This is a genomic window from Blastococcus sp. TML/C7B (genome assembly GCF_016612845.1).
Taxonomy (GTDB): domain Bacteria; phylum Actinomycetota; class Actinomycetes; order Mycobacteriales; family Geodermatophilaceae; genus Blastococcus.
In genome coordinates, this window is the sequence record NZ_JAEOAA010000002.1 from 223254 (window position 1) to 243085 (window position 19832).

At 75.2% G+C, this 19832-nt stretch carries 16 protein-coding genes and 1 pseudogene; 6 read left to right on the forward strand and 11 right to left on the reverse strand.

The genetic code is table 11. The features are described from left to right. Positions 1 to 261 precede the first annotated feature (261 nt). Genes JKP76_RS14040 through JKP76_RS14050 form a run of 3 tightly spaced genes read left to right on the forward strand, consistent with a single transcriptional unit; the run spans position 262 to position 3301 of the window. Positions 262 to 1491: an MFS transporter gene (locus tag JKP76_RS14040; RefSeq protein ID WP_200491604.1), complete on the forward strand. Its 1230-nt coding sequence runs from the start codon at positions 262 to 264 to the stop codon at positions 1489 to 1491. Continuing rightward, positions 1488 to 2546 carry a phosphotransferase family protein gene (locus tag JKP76_RS14045; RefSeq protein ID WP_309229724.1) on the forward strand — a complete coding sequence of 353 codons (1059 nt, stop codon included), beginning with the start codon at positions 1488 to 1490 and terminating at the stop codon, positions 2544 to 2546. Before JKP76_RS14040 ends, JKP76_RS14045 begins: the two co-directional genes overlap by 4 nt. Beyond that, entirely contained in the window at positions 2543 to 3301 is a 759-nt protein-coding gene (locus tag JKP76_RS14050; RefSeq protein WP_309229723.1) for an SDR family oxidoreductase, read from the forward strand. The genes JKP76_RS14045 and JKP76_RS14050 overlap by 4 nt, the downstream gene beginning before the upstream one ends. 24 nt (positions 3302 to 3325) lie before the next feature. On the opposite strand, the gene JKP76_RS14055 is transcribed toward JKP76_RS14050, so the two are convergent. The 4 genes and pseudogenes from JKP76_RS14055 to JKP76_RS24115 form a co-directional block, all read right to left on the reverse strand. After that, positions 3326 to 4462: an acetate/propionate family kinase gene (locus JKP76_RS14055; RefSeq protein ID WP_200491605.1), complete on the reverse strand. Its 1137-nt coding sequence runs from the start codon at positions 4460 to 4462 to the stop codon at positions 3326 to 3328. Further along, positions 4459 to 6906 carry a phosphoketolase gene (locus JKP76_RS14060; RefSeq protein ID WP_200491606.1) on the reverse strand — a complete coding sequence of 816 codons (2448 nt, stop codon included), beginning with the start codon at positions 6904 to 6906 and terminating at the stop codon, positions 4459 to 4461. Before JKP76_RS14060 ends, JKP76_RS14055 begins: the two co-directional genes overlap by 4 nt. Before the next feature lie 76 nt (positions 6907 to 6982). After that, a complete protein-coding gene (locus tag JKP76_RS21180; RefSeq protein ID WP_242471948.1) occupies positions 6983 to 7222 on the reverse strand; it encodes a hypothetical protein in 240 nt (79 codons plus the stop codon). Between the two features lie 41 nt (positions 7223 to 7263). After that, positions 7264 to 7527: pseudogene (locus tag JKP76_RS24115) on the reverse strand (flavodoxin domain-containing protein); the annotation flags it as partial. A 174-nt stretch (positions 7528 to 7701) separates the two neighbouring features. Between JKP76_RS24115 and JKP76_RS14070 the strand changes: the two are divergent. Next, positions 7702 to 8391 carry a response regulator transcription factor gene (locus tag JKP76_RS14070; RefSeq protein WP_309232991.1) on the forward strand — a complete coding sequence of 230 codons (690 nt, stop codon included), beginning with the start codon at positions 7702 to 7704 and terminating at the stop codon, positions 8389 to 8391. A gap of 50 nt (positions 8392 to 8441) precedes the next feature. On the opposite strand, the gene JKP76_RS14075 is transcribed toward JKP76_RS14070, so the two are convergent. From JKP76_RS14075 to JKP76_RS14085, 3 genes are all read right to left on the reverse strand, one after another. Then, on the reverse strand, positions 8442 to 9734 hold the full coding sequence (locus JKP76_RS14075) for a GAF domain-containing protein (RefSeq protein WP_200491608.1): 1293 nt from the start codon (positions 9732 to 9734) through the stop codon (positions 8442 to 8444). Then, positions 9644 to 10156: a GAF domain-containing protein gene (locus JKP76_RS14080; protein ID WP_200491609.1), complete on the reverse strand. Its 513-nt coding sequence runs from the start codon at positions 10154 to 10156 to the stop codon at positions 9644 to 9646. The genes JKP76_RS14075 and JKP76_RS14080 overlap by 91 nt, the downstream gene beginning before the upstream one ends. Before the next feature lie 126 nt (positions 10157 to 10282). Beyond that, positions 10283 to 10684: a hypothetical protein gene (locus tag JKP76_RS14085; protein ID WP_200491610.1), complete on the reverse strand. Its 402-nt coding sequence runs from the start codon at positions 10682 to 10684 to the stop codon at positions 10283 to 10285. A 440-nt stretch (positions 10685 to 11124) separates the two neighbouring features. Here JKP76_RS14085 and JKP76_RS14090 point away from each other — a divergent pair, with 440 nt between their 5' ends. Beyond that, complete coding sequence (locus JKP76_RS14090; RefSeq protein WP_200491611.1) at positions 11125 to 12114, forward strand: universal stress protein; 990 nt, start codon at positions 11125 to 11127, stop codon at positions 12112 to 12114. Between the two features lie 22 nt (positions 12115 to 12136). Here the strand turns inward: JKP76_RS14090 and JKP76_RS14095 are convergent, their stop codons facing one another. After that, positions 12137 to 13222, reverse strand: a complete 1086-nt coding sequence (locus JKP76_RS14095; RefSeq protein WP_200491612.1) for an Acg family FMN-binding oxidoreductase — start codon at positions 13220 to 13222, stop codon at positions 12137 to 12139. Positions 13223 to 13462: 240 nt separating this feature from the next. On the opposite strand from JKP76_RS14095, the gene JKP76_RS14100 reads away from it, so the two are divergent. After that, entirely contained in the window at positions 13463 to 15958 is a 2496-nt protein-coding gene (locus tag JKP76_RS14100; RefSeq protein ID WP_200491613.1) for an HAD-IC family P-type ATPase, read from the forward strand. A 61-nt stretch (positions 15959 to 16019) separates the two neighbouring features. Here the strand turns inward: JKP76_RS14100 and JKP76_RS14105 are convergent, their stop codons facing one another. Genes JKP76_RS14105 through JKP76_RS14115 form a run of 3 tightly spaced genes read right to left on the reverse strand, consistent with a single transcriptional unit; the run spans position 16020 to position 19800 of the window. After that, on the reverse strand, positions 16020 to 16940 hold the full coding sequence (locus tag JKP76_RS14105) for a universal stress protein (RefSeq protein ID WP_200491614.1): 921 nt from the start codon (positions 16938 to 16940) through the stop codon (positions 16020 to 16022). Between the two features lie 47 nt (positions 16941 to 16987). Then, positions 16988 to 19393 (reverse strand): glycoside hydrolase family 65 protein, encoded by a 2406-nt coding sequence (locus tag JKP76_RS14110; protein ID WP_200491615.1) that lies wholly within the window; start codon positions 19391 to 19393, stop codon positions 16988 to 16990. A 32-nt stretch (positions 19394 to 19425) separates the two neighbouring features. Then, positions 19426 to 19800 (reverse strand): DUF5335 family protein, encoded by a 375-nt coding sequence (locus JKP76_RS14115; RefSeq protein ID WP_200491616.1) that lies wholly within the window; start codon positions 19798 to 19800, stop codon positions 19426 to 19428. Positions 19801 to 19832: the final 32 nt, after the last annotated feature.

Sequence of the window (19832 nt, forward strand, 5' to 3'; positions counted from 1 at the left end):
CGGGGCCCGACCAGACGGCGGACGCTCACGGTGGAGCAGGCCTCCCGGGGCGTCCGGTGTGGCAGGGTGCGGAGACACGCCCCGACGCCGCCGAGGTGCCGGCTGCCGCGCGCGGGCGCCGGTCGAGGAGGGCCATGAGCGGGGAAGCCGTCCGCCACGTCGACGGGCCGGTCCTGTCACCCGAGGTCCCGGTGCCGGCGGTTCCGGTGCCGGGCGAGGCGCTCCCACCCGTTCCCACCGGAGCCTGCGGTGCTCGGCGGGATGGCGATCCTGCGGCTCGGCGGCTTCCTGGTGCTGTACCTCAACTCCGCGGCGGTCTTCCTGGGCGTCATGGCGCAGGCGATCGCCCGCGGCTGGCTCGCCTTCGAGCTGACCGGGTCGAACGCCGCCCTGGGCGGGATCCTGCTGGCGTTCGGCGTGGCCCTGCTGCTGGCGACCCCGTGGGGCGGCGTGGCCGCCGACCGGTTGCCGAAGCGGATGGTGCTGCAGCTCTCGGTGCTGCTGCTGGCGGTGTCGAGCGCCGGCATCGGGCTGGCCGTCGTCTTCGACGTCATCGCCTACTGGATGCTGCTGGTGGCCAGCGTGCTGCAGGCGGCGGGGTTCGCGCTCTTCGGCCCGGGCCGGATGGCCTTCCTCGCCGAGCTGGTCCCGCGCGGGTCGATGCCCGCGGCCGTCTCCCTGCTGATGGTCAACGCCGAGGTGAACCGGGTGGCCGGGCCCGCGCTGGCCGGAGTGGTCATCGGTTCGGTCGCCTGGGGCATCCAGGCGGTCTTCCTCGTCAGCGCCGGTCTGGCGGTCGTCGGCCTGATGCTGACCGCCGCGCTGCCGGCCGGGCGGCCGGGGGAGCCGTCGGGCCGCTCCCCGCTGGGCGAGCTGGCCGACGGCGTCCGCTACGTGCACCGGCACCGCGAGCTGAACGCCCTGGTGTGGTGCGGCGTCGGCGTCACCATGCTCGGGATGCCGTACCTGGCGTTCATGCCGACCATCGCCAGCGACCTGTTCGACCTGGGGTCGGCCGGCTACGGGGTGCTGTCCGCGACCTCCGCCGTCGGTGGTGTCGCGGCGGGTCTCCTCCTCGGGCGGCGTGGCGCGTGGGTGCGGCGCCGGCGGGTCTTCGTGGGCGCGGGCGCCCTCTTCGGCCTGGCCATCTGCTCGCTCGCCGTGGCGCCGACCGCCTACGTCGCCGTCGTCGTGCTGCTCGTCGTCGGCGGGGCGATGCTCGCCTTCCAGACCAGCAACCAGTCGCAGCTGCTCGACCTGACCGATCCGGAGTTCCAGGGGCGGGTGCAGGGCCTGGTCATGCTGAGCTTCGGCGCCTTCGGCATCGCCGCCCTCCCGCTGGGGCTGCTCGCCGACTTCCTCGGGCTGCGCTGGACGCTCGCCGGGATGGGCGCCGGGGTGGTCGTCGTCGTGGCCGCCTACGCGCTCGCCGGCCGGCGCAGGACGGCGAACGCCCGACGGCAGGGCGCCGGCACGGCGAGGGACGCGTGACCACGACGCCGGGCGACGTCGACCCGGCGCTGGTGGACGTCGCCGCCCTCGGGCGCTGGATGGACGACCAGGGCCTGCCGAGGGGCGAGTTCGGCCAGTTCGACCCGATCCCCGGCGGGACCCAGAACGTGATGCTGCGGGTGCGGCGGGGCGGACGTCGGTACGTGCTCCGCCGCCCGCCCCGGCACCTCCGCCCGCGCAGCAACGACGCGCTGGTCCGGGAGATGCGGGTGCTGGCAGCACTCGCGTCCACCCCCGTGCCCGTCCCCGCCGTCATCGCGGCGTGCGCGGACCCCGGCGTTCTCGGCGGGGCCGTCTTCTACCTCATGGAGGACGTCGACGGATTCAACGCGACCGTCGAGCTGCCGGAGCCGCACGCCGGCGACCCGGCGCTGCGGGCCGCGATGGGCCGCAGCGCCGCCCGTGCCGCGGCGGTCCTCGGCGAGATCGACCACGAGGCCCTCGGGCTGGGCGACCTCGGGCACCCCGAGGGGTTCCTCGAGCGGCAGGTGGGCCGGTGGCTGCGCGAGCTGGACTCCTACGCCGCGCTCGACGGCTACCCGGGCCCCGAGATCCCCGGCGTCGGCGAGGTGGCCCGCTGGCTGGAGCGGCACCGTCCGCCGGCGGCCCGTCCCGGCCTCGTGCACGGCGACTTCCACCTGGCCAACCTGCTGTTCTCCCGCACCGGCCCGGAGGTGGCCGCCGTCGTCGACTGGGAGATGGTCACGGTCGGGGATCCGCTGCTCGACCTCGGCTGGCTGCTCGCGACGTGGCCGGCGCAGGACGGCGCCCCCGGCTCGCAGCGCCCCTCGGCGCTCGCCGCGGCCGGCGGGCTGGCGACGCCGGACGAGCTGGTCGCCTGCTACGCCGAGCACAGCAGCCGCGACCTCTCCGCGATCACCTGGTACCGGGTGCTGGCCTGCTTCAAGCTCGGCATCGTGCTGGAGGGGACCCACGCCCGCGCCTGCGCCGGCCTGGCCCCGGTGGCGGTCGGCGACCAGCTGCACGCGCACACCCTGGCTCTGTTCGCCCAGGCCCGGACGCTGATCCGGTGACCGACCCGCTGTTCGACCTGACGGGCAAGGTCGCCCTCGTGACCGGTGGGAGCCGCGGCCTGGGCCGGGCCATGGCCGGCGCGTTCGCCGCGCACGGCGCCGACGTGGTGATCGCCAGCCGCAAGCTCGAGGCCTGCGCGACGGCGGCCCGCGAGATCGCCGAGGAGCACGGGGTCCGGGCGCTGCCGGTCGCGTGCAACGTCAGCTCCTGGGACCAGTGCGACGCCCTCGTCGAGCGGGCCTACGCGGAGTTCGGCCGGGTCGACGTCCTGGTCAACAACGCCGGGCTCTCGCCGCTGTACCCGAGCCTGGACCTGGTGGGCGAGGCGCTCTGGGACAAGGTGGTGGCGGTCAACCTCAAGGGGCCGTTCCGGCTCACCGCGCTGGTCGGCACCCGGATGGCGGCCGGCGCGGGGGGCTCGATCATCAACGTGTCGTCCGTCGCCGCGATCCGCCCGACGCCGGCCGAGCTGCCCTACGCCGCGGCGAAGGCCGGGCTGAACACCCTCACCGAGGGGTTCGCGCACGCCTTCGGCCCCACGGTGCGGGTCAACGCCATCCAGGCCGGCCCGTTCCTCACCGACATCTCCACCGCCTGGGACCTCGACGCCTTCGCCGAGCGGGCTCGGAAGACGATCGCCCTGGAGCGCGCGGGGGAGCCCGGCGAGGTCGTGGGTGCCGCCCTGTTCCTCGCCGGTGCGGCGTCGTCGTACTGCACGGGTGCGGTGCTCCGCCTCGACGGCGGGTACCGGTGAAGCCCGCCGGCGAGCGGGCGCTCCTCACCCGGCAGCACGGCCTCGACCGGAACCAGCAGGGGCGGCACCCAGCGCGTCGAGCACCTGCTGGCGGATCTCGAGGTCCTCGCGCGCCGTGACGACGACGGTGCGGGCGGCGGCGCCGTCCGCACCGATGTCGGCGTCGGCCGTGGCGGCGATGTTCCGGTCGGCGTCGACGGCGACACCGACGTGCCCCAGCGCGTCCGCGACCGCCTGCCGCACCTGCCACGCGTGCTCGCCGACGCCGCCGGTGAACAGGAGCAGGTCCAGCCCGCCGGTGGCGGCGGTCATGGCCGCGATCTCGCGGTACAGCCGGTGCAGGTAGACGTCGACGGCCAGGGCGCAGCGCGCATCCCCGGCGTCCCGGCCGGCCAGGACGTCGCGGAGGTCGCCGGACTCCGTCCCGGACAGGCCCTTGAGGCCCGCGTGGTGCTCCAGCACGTCGGCCAGCTCCGGTTCGGGCACGTCGCCGTGCTCGAGCAGCCAGAGCAGCAGCCCGGGGTCCAGCGTGCCCGGCCGGGTGTTCATCACCAGCCCGGCCAGCGGGGTGAAGCCCATCGTGGTGTCCACCGAGACCCCGCCGCGGACGGCGGCCAGCGACGCCCCCGCGCCCAGGTGGCAGGAGACGACGCGCAGCTCCTCGACCGGCCGGCCCACCAGCTCCGCGCCCCGGCGGACGGCGTAGGCGTGGGACAGCCCGTGGAAGCCGTACCGCCGCAGCCCCCAGCGCTCGTTCCACTCGTGCGGCACCGCGTAGGTGGCCGCCGCGGCCGGGATCGTGGCGTGGAAGGACGTGTCGAAGCAGGCCACCGCCGGCACGCCGGGGAGCAGCTCGCGCACGGACCGGACGCCGGCCAGCGCGCGCGGCTGGTGCAGCGGAGCCAGGTGCGCGATCGAGTACAGGGAGGCCACGAGCAGGTCGTCGACGACCGCGGGCCCGGTGTGCCGGGGGCCGCCGTGCACGACCCGGTGCCCGACGGCGTCCACCTCGCCGCACGACCCGAGGAACTCCGTCAGCGGGTCCAGGTGCCCCTCGCCGCGCCAGCGCTCTACCGTCGTCGCCGCGGTCACCGCGCCGTCGTCGTCCAGGCGGGTGAGCTTGAGACTGCTGGAGCCGGCGTTGACGACGAGGACCCTCATCCCGCCTCCGGCTCGTGCAGCGGGTCCGGGCCCGTCGTCGTGGGGCCGGGCTGCCCCGACCACTGCCAGTTCCGGATCTCGGGCAGGTCCTCGCCGTGGGTCCGGACGTACTGGCGGTGCTCGGTGATCATGTCGCGCAGCCGGTCGCGGGCGTGCGCGCCCACGGCGCGCAGCCGCGGCACCCGGTCGATGACGTCGATGGCCAGGTCGTAGCGGTCGATGCGGTTCATCACGCAGATGTCGAACGGGGTCGTCGTGGTGCCCTCCTCGACGTAGCCGCGCACGTGGAAGTTGTCGTGGTTGGTGCGCCGGTAGGTCAGCCGGTGGATCAGCCACGGATAGCCGTGGTAAGCGAAGATCACCGGCTTGTCGCGGGTGAAGTAGGCGTCGAACTCGCGGTCGGAGAGCCCGTGCGGGTGCTCGCGGTCGTCCTGCAGCCGCATGAGGTCGACGACGTTGACGAGGCGGATGCGCAGGTCGGGGAAGAACCCGCGGAGGATCTCGACGGCGGCCAGCGTCTCCATCGTCGGGATGTCACCGGCGCAGCCGAGCACGACGTCGGGCTCGGCGCCGGCGTCGGTGCTCGCCCACTCCCAGATGCCGATGCCCTTCGTGCAGTGCGCGACCGCGGCGTCGACGTCCAGGTACTGCAGCGCCGGCTGCTTGCCGGCGACGATCACGTTGACGTACTGCCGGGTGCGCAGGCAGTGGTCGGCGACCGACAGCAGCGTGTTGGCGTCCGGGGGCAGGTAGACCCGGATGACGTCGGACTTCTTGTTGACGACGTGGTCGATGAAGCCGGGGTCCTGGTGGGAGAAGCCGTTGTGGTCCTGCCGCCAGACGTGCGAGGTGAGCAGGTAGTTGAGCGAGGCGATCGGCCGCCGCCACGGGATGCCGTTCGTCGTCTTCAGCCACTTGGCGTGCTGGTTGAACATCGAGTCGACGACGTGGATGAACGCCTCGTAGCAGGAGAAGAAGCCGTGCCGGCCGGTGAGCAGGTACCCCTCCAGCCAGCCCTGGCACAGGTGCTCCGACAGCACCTCCATGACCCGCCCGCCGGGGGCGAGGTGGTCGTCCCCGGGCAGCCGCTGCGCCATCCAGGCCCGGTCGGTGACGTCGAGGACGTCGCCGAGCCGGTTGGAGTTGTTCTCGTCCGGTGAGAACACCCGGAAGGTCGTCATGTTCTCGCGCATGACCTCGCGCAGGAAGCGCCCCAGGACGCGGGTGGACTCGACCGCCCCCGTGCCCGGCGCCGCGACCGGCACGGCCTGGTCGCGGAAGTCGGGCATGCGCAGCGGGGAGAGGAGCTTGCCCCCGTTGGCGTGCGGGTTGGCGCTCATCCGGCGGTCGTGCGCGGGGTGCAGGTCCCGGACGGCGGGCACCGGCGCGCCGTCGTCGTCGAAGAGCTCCTCCGGCCGGTAGCTGCGCAGCCACTGCTCGAGGACGGCGCGGTGGCCGTCGTCGTCCCGGGCGTTGGTGAACGGCACCTGGTGCGCCCGCCAGGTGCCCTCGACCTGGACGCCGTCGACGACCTCCGGGCCGGTCCAGCCCTTGGGGGAGGCCAGCACGATCATCGGCCACCGCGGCCGGACGGTGACGCCGTCGACCCGCGCCCTCCGCTGGATCGCGGCGATCTCGTCGAGGCAGCGGTCGAGGGTGGCGGCGAACTGCTGGTGCATGGTGGCGGGGTCGTCGCCCTCCACCAGGTAGGGCGTGTGCCCGTAGCCGCGCAGCAGCTCGAGGAGTTCCTCGCGCGGGATGCGGGCCAGCACGGTCGGGTTCGCGATCTTGTAGCCGTTGAGGTGCAGGATCGGCAGCACCGCGCCGTCGGTGGCCGGGTCGGCGAACTTGTTCGAGTGCCAGCTCGCCGCCAGCGGCCCGGTCTCGGCCTCGCCGTCGCCGACGACCGCGGCGACCACGAGGTCGGGGTTGTCGAACGCCGCCCCGTAGGCGTGCACGAGGGCGTAGCCGAGCTCACCGCCCTCGTGGATGGAGCCCGGGGTCTCCGGGGCGACGTGGCTGGGGACCCCGCCCGGGAAGGAGAACTGGGTGAACAGCCGGCGCATCCCCGCCTCGTCCTGCGAGACGTCCGGGTAGTAGTGGCTGTACGTGCCCTCCAGCCAGGCGGCGGCGACCGGGCCGGGCCCGCCGTGCCCGGGGCCCATCACGTAGATCATGTCCAGGTCGCGCGCGGTGATGGCGCGGTTGAGGTGGGCGTGCACGAAGTTCAGCCCGGGGGTGGTGCCCCAGTGGCCGAGCAGCCGGGGCTTGATGTGCTCCGGCCGCAGGGGTTCCCGAAGCAGCGGGTTGCCCATGAGGTAGATCTGCCCGACCGAGAGGTAGTTGGCGGCCCGCCACCAGGCGTCGAGGCGGGCGAGTTCGTCCCCGGACAGCGGGCCGGTGGCGTCGGAGGGGAGCTCGGGCCGGGTTGCGACGGCGTCCATCGCCCGATCTCACCGGAGCGGCCCGACCTCGGCAATGCCCGCCGTCCCGGTGGCCACCGGACCCCGCGGGAGCTGTTCACCGGGAGCCGGCATCGAGCGGCGACGACGCGAGGGCACCGGCGACCTCGTCGGCCCACGCGTCGATCGCGGGCCAGTCGCGCTGGTCGCCGGGGTGCTGGCGGGCGAGGCGGTAGAAGAGCCGTCCCCACAGGGGAACCCCGTCCATCCGGACCACGCCGCCGAACAGCCGGTGGTCGCGCGGGTGCAGCTCGCCGGGCAGCCCCCGGGCGACGCGCGCGGCCTCCTGGTGCGCCATCCACGTCCGGGTCTGCGGCCGCGCGGGTCGATCCCGGCCACGCTGAAGAACCAGACCGGGCGCCCCCGCACCACCGGTGCGAGGCGTTGGGCGAGCCCGCGGGCCGGGGGCAGCCAGGCCATGTCGTGCACCGCGCTCCCGATCACGAACGCGTCGAACCGGTCGAGCTCCACCCCGGGCCCGGCCGGGAGCATCGCCACGTCCGCGACCGCCCGGAGCCGCCCGCCGATGCGTTCGGCGATCTCGCGGGTGGACCCGGACGCGGTCGCGAAGGCGACGAGGACCTGCCTGCGGGGTTCGGTCATGCGCCCACCGTGGCGGCCGCGGACCCCGGCCCGGGAGAGGCCGAGGCCGCCGCCACCCGGGGCCGGTGGTCGCGCCGGGAGGAGCCGAGGACGGGACCTTCGACTCTGCGTGCGGTGCACCGTCGGACGCCTAACCTCGGGCGCAGGGACGGTGGCAGGGACGGAGCGGATCCCGTGGGGACGACGGACGACGGCGCGGCGGTGGGGGCCATCCGGGTCTTCCTCCTGGACGACCACGAGATCGTCCGGCGCGGTGTCGCCGACCTGCTCGAGAGCGACCCCGCGATCACCGTCGTCGGCGAGGCAAAGAACGCCAAGGAGGCGGTCGCCCGCATCCCCGCGCTGCGGCCGGACGTCGCGATCCTCGACGTGCGGCTGCCCGACGGCGACGGCGTCACCGTCTGCCGGGACGTCCGCTCCCTCGTGCCGGAGCTCAAGGTCATCATGCTGACCAGCTACAGCGACGACGAGGCGTTGTTCGAGGCGATCATGGCCGGCGCCTCGGGCTACCTGCTCAAGCAGATCCTGGGCCAGGACCTGGTCAACGGCGTGCGGACCGTGGCGGCGGGCGGTTCCCTGCTGGACCCGACGGCGACGACGGCCGTGCTCGAGCGGATGCGGCGGGCTGCTGAGCCCGCGGGGCCGCTGGCGAAGCTCAGCGAGCAGGAGCGCACCGTGCTGGAGCTCATCGGGGAGGGGCTGACCAACCGGCAGATCGGCGAGCGGATGTACCTGGCCGAGAAGACCGTGAAGAACTACGTCTCCCACCTGCTGGCCAAGCTGGGGCTGGAGCGGCGCACCCAGGCGGCGGTCCTGGCCACGGAGCTCCGGGGCACCGGGGGCCCGGCCCGCCCGGAGCGCTGACCCCGGAGCGCTGATCCCGGAGCGCTGACCCCGCGGCTCGGATCCGGCGCTCACCCGAGCGGGGCCCACCACCGGAGCCGCGTGCCGCCCTCCGGCCGAGCCTCGACGGTGGCGCCGCCGCTGCGCCGGACGGCGCGGTCGCTGAGGTTGCGCAGCCCGCTGCGGGGCGCCCGCGCATCGATGCCGCGGCCGTCGTCCAGGACCTCCAGCACCACCCGGTCGGTCACCTCCAGGGTGACGGTGACGTGCTGGGCGCCGGAGTGCCGGGCGGCGTTGCTCACCGCCTCGCGGGTGACCGCCTCGACGTCGGCGGCGAGGTCACCGCCGACCAGGCTGTCCACCGGCCCCGACATGCGCACGGTGGGGGAGAGGTCGCCCGCCGTCTCGGTGACGACGTCGAGGACGCGCCGCCGGAGGCTGCTGCCGGCGTCGGCGTCCTCGGTGGTGTGCAGGTCGAAGATCGTCGTCCGGATGTCCCGCACGGTGCCGTCCAGTTGCTCGATCACCGCACGGATCCTCTGCTGGGCCTGCGCGTCGGTCACCCGCGGCAGCACCGACTGCAGGCTCAGGCCCGCGGCGAACACGCGCTGGATGACGAGGTCGTGGAGGTCCTGCGCGATCCGGTCACGGTCCTCGAAGACGTCCAGCCGGCGGGCCGTGCGCTGCTGGTCGGCCAGGTCGAGGGCCACGGCCATCTGGTCGCCGAACGTGCCCACGAGGGGGGCCAGCGCGGGGTCGAACGCCTCGCCACCGGCCCGCCTGGCGGCGACCAGGAGCGCACCCGCGGCCCGCAGCTGGACGGCGATGCAGGGGCCCCAGCCGATGTGCGCGTTGGGGCCGTCGTAGGCCACCCCGCTCATGTCCAGGACCACCACGCCCTGCGTCTCGGCCACCGCGGCCAGCAGCGGGGCCTCCGACGGGAGGAGCCGGGCGCCCGCGGCGTCCTCGAGGTCGGCTCCGGCCTGGGCGCGCACCGTGTACCGCGAGTCCTGGGGGTCGGGCCCCATGAGCATCCAGGCCGCGTCGGCTCCGGTCAGCTCCCGCACGCGGTCGACGATGAGGTCCAGCGCCTCCTCGGGCGGCACGTCCCCGAGCAGCCGTTCGCGGACGTCGCCGGCGGCCACCGACCACCGCCGCCGCAGCTCGCCCGCCTCGAACAGGCGCGCGTTGTCGATGGCGATGCCCGCCGCCCCGGCGAGCGCGGTGAGCACGGCCTCGTCCTCCGCGGTGAAGGGGCCGCCGCGCTTCTCGGTCAGGTAGAGGTTGCCGTAGACCGCCCCGCGCACGAGGACCGGGACGCCGAGGAAGCTGCGCATCGGCGGGTGGCCCTCGGGGAAGCCCACGGACGCGACGGGTGCGTGGAGAGGTCGTCGATCCGCAGCGGGTAGGGCTCCGCGATGACCTGACCCAGCACGCCCTTGCCCTCCGGCAGGTGCGGCATCGACGCGACCGCCTCGGCGTCCATCCCGGCGTGGACGAAGGCGGACAGGCCGCCCTGGGTGCCGAGGACCCCCAGCGCGCCGTACCGGGCGTCGACGAGGCCGATCGCGGACTCCACGATCCGCCGCAGCGTCGAGTCGAGGTCCAGGCCGGTGGACACGCTGAGGAACGCGTCGAGCAGCCCCTGGACCCGCTCCTGCGTGCGGGCCACCGCCCGCAGCCGCTCCTGCACCTCGTTGAGCAGCTCCACCAGCCGCATCCCGGCCAGCAGGTCATGGCTCGACGACCTGTCTCCCGGCCGGTCGCCCGGCCCGTGTCCCGGCATCGCTCCGTCCCGTCCGCTCGCACGGAGGCCACCGGGGCCACCTTGGACGGCGGCTCCGGCCGCTGCTGGTGACGGTGGCACCGCGCCGCGTGAGCGGTCAAGGGAGCCCGGCGCCGCGGCGGGGCGTCAGCGCCGCTGGGCGCGCTCGGCGATGCCGCGCAGCATCCGGCGGGTCATGACGAGCGTGACCGGCTCCATCACCCGGTTCGCCACGCGGAGGCCGACGCCCCGCGGTCGACGCGCGACCGACCGGGAGAGCAGCCGGCACCGGCCGGGACCGTGCGGTAGCAGGTGGAAGGACCACACGGCGTCCCACGGGTGCTCCGGCGGAGCCTGGCGCAGCACCAGCGCCCGCCCGGGCACCACCTCGGCCACGGGGAAGGAGTAGCCGGCCGGGATCGCCCGGTACCCCTCGGGCACGACGACGACGCGGTCACCGGCGGCCAGGTGCTGCCACTCCTCGCGGATCTCGTCGGTGGAGTGGATGTCCAGGCCGAGCAGGTTCTCCAGCCGGTCGTAGCTGTACATGCCGCCGCGGTCCTGGCCGATCTGGACCAGCCACGGCCAGACCGCCTCGGGAGGGCGCCTCGACGGTCACCGCCAGGGTGGTCCGCTCGACCGGGCCGGGGACGAGCTCGTCGCCGGGGAGGACGCGGGACACCTCCCCGGAGCTGGCACCCCAGTTCCGGGTGGCGTGCAGCAGCTGCGCAGCCGAGGCACCCACGCCGGCGGTCAGCAGGGCGCGCTGCGCCAGGGACAGGGGCATCGGTCACCTCGGGTCGACGATCCGGCCGGCTCCACGGCGACGCTAGGTGCCCCGGACCACCGGTGCGGCGGCTAGAGGGCACAGCCGGGCGGGCCGAAGGTCACCGCCGGCCGGGACGTCGGCCCTCGTCCGCCCCCGGCCGTCCGGACGCAGGCTCGGGTCCGAGGCCCGGCGCGTGTCCGGGCGGAGAGCCGAGGACGACGTGACGACGGAGCGGACGCCTGCGGAGGCCGACGGGCACGGCGACGCGGACGGCGGTCCGGCGCGGTGGGTCGTGGGCGTGGACGGGTCCCCCGGGGCGCGCGCGGCCCTCGTCTGGGCGCTGGCCGCGGCGGCCCGGGCGGGCGCGACCGTGGAGCTGGTGAGCGCCTACCCGGTGGACTACTACTGGGCCGACCCCTACCTGGTCGACAGCCGCCGGCTGGACGAGGTCCGGGCGGACACGGCGCGCCTGGTGCTGGACGCGGTGGACGAGGCGCTCCGGGATGCGGCGGTCGCCGCCGTCCCCGGGATCTCCGCGTTGAGCACCGAGGTCACCGTGGTCGGCGGCGCGGCGGCGGAGCACCTCGTCGCCGAGGCCGAGGGCGCGCAGCTGCTGGTCGTGGGCAGCCGCGGCCGGGGCGGCGTCCGCAGCACGCTCCTGGGGTCGGTCGCCCTGCACTGCGTGGCGCACGCGCCGGTCCCGGTGGTCGTCGTGCACCCCGGGGTGGTGCAGCCCCCGCCCCGCGTCGTCGTCGGGATCGACGACTCGGCGACGGCGCGGGCGGCGCTGGCGCGGGCAGCGCGGGAGGCGCAGGTGCTGGGCGCCGAGCTCGAGGTCGTCGCCGCACAGCAGCCGGTGGCCTACTGGAGCGAGGTGCACGCCGTGTACCTGCCCCCCGCCGCCGAGGCCCGCGCGCAGCTCGAGGAGCGCGCCGAGCAGATCGTCGCCGAGGTGCTGGGCCCCGGGACGACGGCGCGGCTGAGGCTGGAGGACGGCGCCCCGGGGGAGGTGCTGACCCGTGTGGCCGACGGCGCGGCGCTGCTCGTGGTGGGCAGCCACAGCCGCAGCCGGATCGCCGGCATGCTGCTGGGCTCGGTGGCGCTGCACGTCGTCGTGCACGCGCCGTGCCCGGTCATGGTCGTGCACCCGGAGCGCACCCGTCGGGCGGGGAAGCCGGCGGCGCAGCCGGCCGCTGCCGCGTCGACCTGACCCGCGCGGAGGGTGCCCCGCCTCACGCCCAGGTGGTCCCACCCCGGCCGTCGGGAACCGGCCGGGAGGCGGGTGCCCCCGCGTCGGGGAGGAGCGCCGGATCCGGTTGCTCCAGGGGCTCGTGCGGGACGTGCAGGCCGGGCCGGCGGGTGCCGCTCTCCACGACGTCGTCGCGCAGGCGGTGCGGAGGAGCGGGCGTGGGCGCCGCCCGGCCGATGCGGAGCAGCATCTGCGGATGGGCGTCCCAGGTCAGGGCCGACCGGAGCTGCGTGCGGGTGACGGGCACCTCCACCGCCGAGCTCAGCGGGCTGGCGGCCCAGCCGTGCAGCGTCAGCACCAGGAGCAGCCGCTCCAGCGCCTCGCCGGCGCTCAACCAGGCCGCCCGGTCGTCGAGCGGGGTGGCGAGCAGGACCAGCGTCTGACCGGAGGTCGAGCGGGTCTCCGGCGGCAGTTCACCGGTGCCCGTGCTGTCGAAGTCGCGGAGCGGGAGGTCGTCGTGCTGCAGGCCGTCGACGTGCGGCACGACCGCCGGGGGCACGCCGTCCCCGCTGTCGGGTGACCTGGTGGTCCAGCGGCGCAGCTCCGCGCGGTACGCCGGATCGGCGTTCTGCAGGGCGTCCGCCCGCTGGGTGAGCGCTGCCACGAGCCGCCGGTGGTCCGCGGACCGGACGGGGATCAGCTGGACGCCCTCCTCCGCGGCGACGGCGACCAGCTCGCCCAGCAGCTCGTCGGGCAGCTCGGCCGCGGTGAAGGCGCGCCGGTTCGTCCGGCGGTCCGGGACGGCTCCGGCGAGCGCGGTGAGGGCGGCGTCCACGGCGCCCTCGACCGGAGCGAGCACCGCCAGCAGATCGGGATCACGCGGATCGGGGCACCGCCGCACCGCGGTGGCCCACCCCGACGCGGCGAGGGCGACCCGTGCGTTGGCCAGGGCGGCGCCGACGCTCTCGGTGAGGGCCCGCCCCACCGGATCGAGCACCGCCAGCTGACGGCCGCGGTCGGCGCGGAGCTCCAGCCGGTCGCCGTGCAGCACGAACCGCCAGGGCTGGGTGTTGTGCACCGAGGGAGCCAGCCGCGCCAGGTCGACCGCGGTCTCCAGCGCCTCCGCCACGGTCGGGCGGGGAGCGGGGGTGGGTGGGGTCGGCGTGCGGTGCCATGAGGGCTCCTCGGTGCGGCTGCACGGTCCAGCCTCGGCGGCGCCGGCGGTCCCCACCCGGGGCCCACGTCACCTCCCGCGCGCCGAACGTCCCGGGGACGCGGACCCCGGCCGCGGGCCGGTCGTGGCCGAGGTCTCAGGAAACGGGGCCTTCGGACCCGGCCGGCGAGGGGACCGCCGGGCCAGGATGGCCCGGTGTCCCACCCCGGTCCCGTGCCCGTGCGGGCCGGGGAAGAGCCCGTCACCCGCCCGACCGGGCTCACCGCCGCCGAGGTCGCGCACCGGGTCGGCACCGGCGCGGTCAATGCCGGCGCTGCGCGGACCAGCCGCACGCTGACGCAGATCCTGCGGGCCAACGTCTTCACGTTCTTCAACGCCCTGCTGGCGGTCCTGTGGGTGGTGTCGGCACTCGCGGGCCGCTGGCAGAACACGCTCTTCGGGGGCGTGGTGGTGGCCAACGCGGCCATCGGCATCGTCCAGGAGGTGCGTGCCAAGCGGACCCTGGACCGCCTCGCCGTGCTGAGCGCGCCGCGTGCCCGTCCGGTGCGCGACGGCCGGGAGGAGGAGGTGGCGGTCGAGCAGGTCGTCCTCGACGACCTGCTGGTCGTGCGGGCGGGCGACCAGGTGCCGGTCGACGGGGTGCTGCGTGACGGCGCCGGTCTCTCCGTCGACGAGTCGCTGCTCACCGGCGAGGCCGACGCGGTCGCCAAGGGGGCGGGTGACCAGCTGCTGTCCGGGTCGGTGGTGCTGGCCGGCGCCGGGCGGATGCAGGCCACCGCGGTGGGGGAGCAGGCCTACGCCGCGCGGCTGGCGGCCGAGGCGCGGGTCTTCACCCGGGCGCGGTCGGAGCTGCAGGACGGGACGAACCGCATCCTGCGCTGGATCGCGGCCGGGCTGCTCGTCGTCGGCCCGCTGGTGCTGTGGAGCCAGTTCCGCGCCGAGGACAACGTCGACTGGCGCGACGCGGTCACCGGCACGGTCGGCGCGATGGTCGGCATGATCCCGGAGGGCCTGGTCCTGCTGACCACGCTGGCGTTCCTGGTGGCGACGCTCGGCCTGGCCCGGCGCCAGGTTTTGGTGCAGGAGCTGCCGGCGGTGGAGGGGCTGGCCCGCGTCGACGTCGTCTGCCTGGACAAGACCGGCACGCTCACCCACGGCGACGTCGCGTTCGACCGCCTCGAGCCGCTCGCGGACGGCGCCGCGGCGCCCGCCGCGCTGGCGCTGCTCGCCGATGCCGACGGCGGCAACGCCACGGCTCGCGCCCTGGCGGCCGTCTTCTCCGACACCGGCGGTCAGGCGAGAGCGGACGCGGTGCCGTTCTCCTCGGCGCGCAAGTGGTCGGCGGTCCGCACGGCGACGGGGACCAGCTGGGTGCTGGGCGCGCCGGAGATGGTGCTGCCGGCGCCCGCCGGGCCCGCGCAGGAGCAGGCGCGGGCGCGGGCCGACGCCCTGGCCGCCGAGGGCCGCCGGGTGCTGCTGCTGGCCCGGTCCCCGCAGCCCTGGTCCGGCGACGCGGCCGAGCCCGACCTGCCCGGTGCGCTGGTGCCCGAGGCGCTCGTGGTGCTGGCCGAGCGGATCCGGGAGGACGCCGCCGAGGTGCTGCGGTACTTCACCGAGCAGGGGGTCGCCCTCAAGGTCATCTCCGGGGACAACCCGCGGACGGTGGGCGCCGTGGCCGCGGCGGTGGGCGTGCCCGGGATCGCGGGCGCCGGCGATGCCGTCGACGCCCGGTCGCTGCCGGACGACCCGGAGGAGCTGGGCGCCGCGGTCGAGGCCGGGAGCGTCTTCGGCCGGGTCACCCCGCACCAGAAGCGCGCGATGGTGCGGGCCCTGCAGGCCCGCGGGCACGTCGTGGCCATGACGGGGGACGGCGTGAACGACGCGCTGGCGCTCAAGGACGCCGACATCGGGGTGGCCATGGGGACCGGCGCCCCGGCCACGCGGGCGGTCGCGCAGCTGGTGCTGCTCGACGGGCGCTTCGCCCACCTGCCGCACGCCGTCGCCGAGGGGCGGCGGGTGATCGCCAACATCGAGCGGGCGGCGAACCTCTTCCTGGTCAAGAACGTCTACAGCCTCGTGCTGGCCTTGGTCACCGTGGTGACCCTGGTGGCCTACCCGCTGGCGCCGGTGCAGCTGACGCTCATCTCCACGCTCACCATCGGCGTCCCCGGCTTCTTCCTCGCACTGGCCCCGAACCGCCGCCGGTACGTGCCGGGCTTCCTCAGCCGGGTGCTCCGGTTCTCCGTGCCCATCGGGATCGTCATCGGTGCTGCCGCCTACACCGGATACGCAGCCACCCGCTGGCTCGACCCCGGCGCGGGGGTTGCCGAGGGGAGGACGACGGCGACCGTCGTCGTCCTCGTCGTCGCGCTGTGGACGCTGGTCGTGCTGGCCCGCCCGCTCACGCCGCGGAGGGTGGCCCTGATCGGGACCATGGCCGGCCTCTCGGCGGGCGCCGTCGCGCTCCCCACCGTCCGGACCGACGTGCTCCTGCTGGAGCCGACCGCGCAGGGGATGGCCGTGGCGGCTGCCCTGGGGGTCGTCGCCGGGCTGCTGGTGGAGCTCGTGGGCCGGCGAGGTGGCCTCCCCTCCGACGGTGTCTCCGACCCCGCGGCGGACCGCCGACCCGGTGACCGAGGGGTTCGCGTCCCTGGCGTCGGTGCCCAGCCGACGCCCCGGGGGACGCCGTGACCCGGCTCCACGACCTCGGTGGTCCCGCGGACCCCGTGCCCGTCCCGCCGAGCGGGCCCGGTCAGCGCGCCCCGGGTCTTCCGGCCTCCGCCGGTCCGGCCCCGGGGACGACCTCCACCGGGCAGCCGGCCCGGTGCAGCACCGCGTTCGTCGTCGACCGGAGCGTGCCCAGCGGCCCGCCGGGCCGGTGATGCCGGCCGACCACGAGGAGCTCCGCGGTCAGGGCCGCCGACAGCAGCACGTCCGCGGCCCGGGCCTGCTCGACCACCCGGCGGACGGGCACGTCGGGCCGGCGGGTCGTCCGGGACGTCAGGAGGTCGTCCAGGAGGGACTCCTGGCGCCGCTGGGCGGCGTCGGCACCGATCAGGGGGTCGAGGACGACGTGGGCCGCTCCGGGGAAGGGGTGCCGCCAGGTGTGCACGGCCACCAGTCCGCAGTCGCGCGCCTCCGCCGCGTCGAACGCGGCGTCCAGCACCGGGTCGTCCTCCGGTCCGTCGACACCGACCACCACGCCGGACCGGCCGGTGACCGTGGACCCGGCGCGCAGGGGGACGACCAGCACCGGGCACGCAGCGTGCCGGGCGACGGCCGACGCCGTGGATCCCAGGACGACGTCGTCGATCGAGCCGCTGCTCCGGGACCCGACGCAGAGCAGCTGCGCCGACCTGCTGGCGGCCACCAGCACGTCGGGAGCCGCGCCCACGTGCATCCGGGATCCGACCGTGAGGCCGGGGACGCGTCGCCGCAGGGTGTCGACCGCCGTCTCGAGCACCAGTTCCGCCATCACGTGCATCGCGGCCCGTCCGTCGAACCCCTCCGGCGCCGCGACCCGCGCGCCCTCCGGCCACGGGAACGCGAACAGCAGCTCGACCGGGGCACCCCGTCGGCGCGCCTCCTCCGCGGCGAGCTCGGCCGCCGCCCAGGCGTCGGCGGAGCCGTCGAGCCCCACGACCACCGGGGCCGGGCTGGTCGGATCGGTCACGGGATCTCCTCTGCGTCGGGGGATGTCCTCGGGGGGCCGAGGAGGCGTCAGTCACCGCGTCGCCGGCGCAGGGGGATGGCGAGGCTGCCCCGCGGATCGAGCCTGAAGTGCTTGTCCCGGACCCGCACCGGCAGCACCGTCGAGCCGGTGGAGGAACCGCCGACGGTGAGCGTGTCGTGGTCGATGGTCACCTCCACCTCGCTGTGCCGCCGGTAGCGCAACCGGAACCGCACGCTGCCGAGGGCGTCCGGCAGGAAGGGGTCGAAGCCCAGGACCTCCTCGCGTGTCTCCAGGCCGGTGAACCCGCGCTGGAGCAGGTCGAGGGTCCCGGCCATGGCGCCGAGGTGGATCCCTTCTCCCGTGGTGCCGCCCTGCACGTCCGCCACGTCGCTCTCGAGGGCCTCGAGGAACCAGTTCCACGCCCTCCGCCGGTCCCCCCGGGCCAGGACCCACGCGTGCACGACCTTCGACAGGGTCGACCCGTGGCTGGTGCGCTCCAGGTAGTACGCGACCGAACGCGGGATGGTGTGCCGGTCGTGCGGGTACCCGAGACGGTCCAGGACGGCGTACAGCTCGTCGGACGTGAGCAGCTGGAACAGCATGAGGACGTCGGCCTGCTTGGACAGCTTGTAGTCGTTGGGGCTGCGTCCCTCGGCCTCCAGGATGCGGTCCAGCCGGCTGATGTCGCCGTAGCGCTCCCGGTACCCGGCCCAGTCGAACTCCTCGAGCTGGTCGTACCCCCTGAACTGGAGCAGCACGCCGTCCGCCCAGCACAGCCGGAGCTTCCGGCTGACGTGCTGCCAGTGCTCCAGGTCCGCGCGGCGGATGTCCAGGAGGTCGAGGAGTTCGTGCCGTCGGCCCGGGAGGAGCACGTCGAGGCACTCGAGCGCCCGGGTGAGCGTCCAGGCCGCCATCACGTTGGTGTAGGCGTTGTCGTCGAGCCCCGGGGAGTCCGCGCCGGGCAGGGCGTCGTGGTACTCGTCGGGGCCCATCACCCCGCAGATGTCGAAGCGGTCCCCGACGGGGTCGTAGCTGGCCAGGTCACCCCAGAACGCGGCCACGGACAGGATGAGTTCGGCGCCGTACTCGCTGAGGAAGTCGACGTCCCCGGTCGCCTCGTAGTACCGCCAGGTGTTGTAGGCGACCGCCAGGCCGATGTGCCGCTGCAGGTGGGAGTTGTCGGGCAGCCACCGCTGGGACCGCGGGTTGAGGTGCATGGTCTGCGTCTCCTCGCGACCCGTCGAGCCGCTCTGCCAAGGGAACATGGCTCCTCGCCGGCCGACGGCCCGGGCGCTCGCGCGGGCCTGCGGCAGGCGGCGCCAGCGGTAGAGCAGCATCGCCCGGGCCACCTCGGGCAGCCGCAGGTTCAGGAAGGGGAGCACGAACACCTCGTCCCAGAAGACGTGGCCGCGGTACGCCTCACCGTGCAGTCCCCGCGCGGGGATGCCCACGTCCAGGTCGACGCTGTGCGGGGAGACGCTCTGCAGCAGGTGGAACACGTGCAGCCGGAGCACGAGGGTGGCGCGGACCGGGCCGGTGATCCGCACGTCGCACCGGGTCCAGAGGTGGTCCCACGCCAGCTCGTGCCGGGCGAGGACGTCGGCGAAGCTCCCGGCCCGGGCGATCTCGTCACGTGCCGCCTCACCGGGTTCGCCGATGCCGCGGTCGCGCGAGGTGCACAGAGCGGCGATCTTCTCGACGGTCACCGGTCGGCCCGGATCGACGGCCAGGACGAGGTCGACCGCCGCGCAGCCCGGCTCCGTGGCCGTCTCCGTCCCGGCCGTGGCGGGCCGTCCGTCGACGAGCACGCGGTGCCGGGCGGCCAGGCTCACGACGACACCCGACTGGACGGTGCGGGCGTCGAGCCCGAGGACGTCGCCGTCGACCACGGGCCGGAGGTCCACGAGGTGCCGCCCGTCCAGCCCGCGGTACCGGGCGACCCCGTCGTTGGTGACCCGCCCGTCCAGGGCCGAGCGGACGGTCAGCGTGCCCGACCAGTTCTCGGCCTCCACGGTGAGGTCCAGGGCGGCCAGGCACGGGTCGGCCATGGAGACCAGGCGTCGCTGGGCCACCCCGGTCCGCCGCCCCTGCTGGTCCTCGACGACGAACCGGCGGGTCAGCACGCCGCGGCGCAGGTCGAGCTCCTGCACGTATCCGGTGACGGCCAGGGCGGAGAGGTCCAGCCAGGCGCCGTCGTCGATGCGGAAGGTGAGCGACTGCCAGTCGGGCAGGTTGACGATGCTCTCGTTCTCCAGCCGGTGGCCGTCGACCACGTCGGGCAGGCGGTCGAACACGCCCGCGGCGTAGGTCCCGGGGTAGGACCCGTTCCCCGCTCGGTTCTCCGGGGCGGCGGCGCGCGTGGCGAACCGCCCGTTGCCCAGCGCGCACAGCGACTCGCGCAGCGCCTCCGCGGAGGGATCCCACCCGTCGTAGCGGAGCAACCACCCCGTCATGCCGACGTCCCTCGCCGCGCCCGCCGCGCCGGCTACGGCTGCGAGGAACCGTGATCGCCGCGGTCGGAACGCCGCAGGATGCTGATCAGCGTGGTCGTACCCGACGCGTCGGTGACCTTGAGCGCTCCGCCCTGCCGCACCACGTCGAACTGGATCTCGGTCGGGTGCTCGATCACGTGGCGCAGCTGCACCGGGAACCGCGGTTCGCTCCCACCGACGGACACGACGAGGACGTCGTCCTTGTGGTCGTAGGTGATGCCGGAGAACGGCAGCCGCTCGACCATCGATGCATCGCCGCCCTCCGCGTCGAGGATCTCGATGGTCACCTCGTTGCCTGCCGAGGCGGCGCTGAGCCGCTCGGTGAGCGTGCCCCAGTCGGCGCGCTGCTCCACCGTGGTCTCGGACATGACGCTCCCTCCTCCGTCTCCCGGTCCCCGGC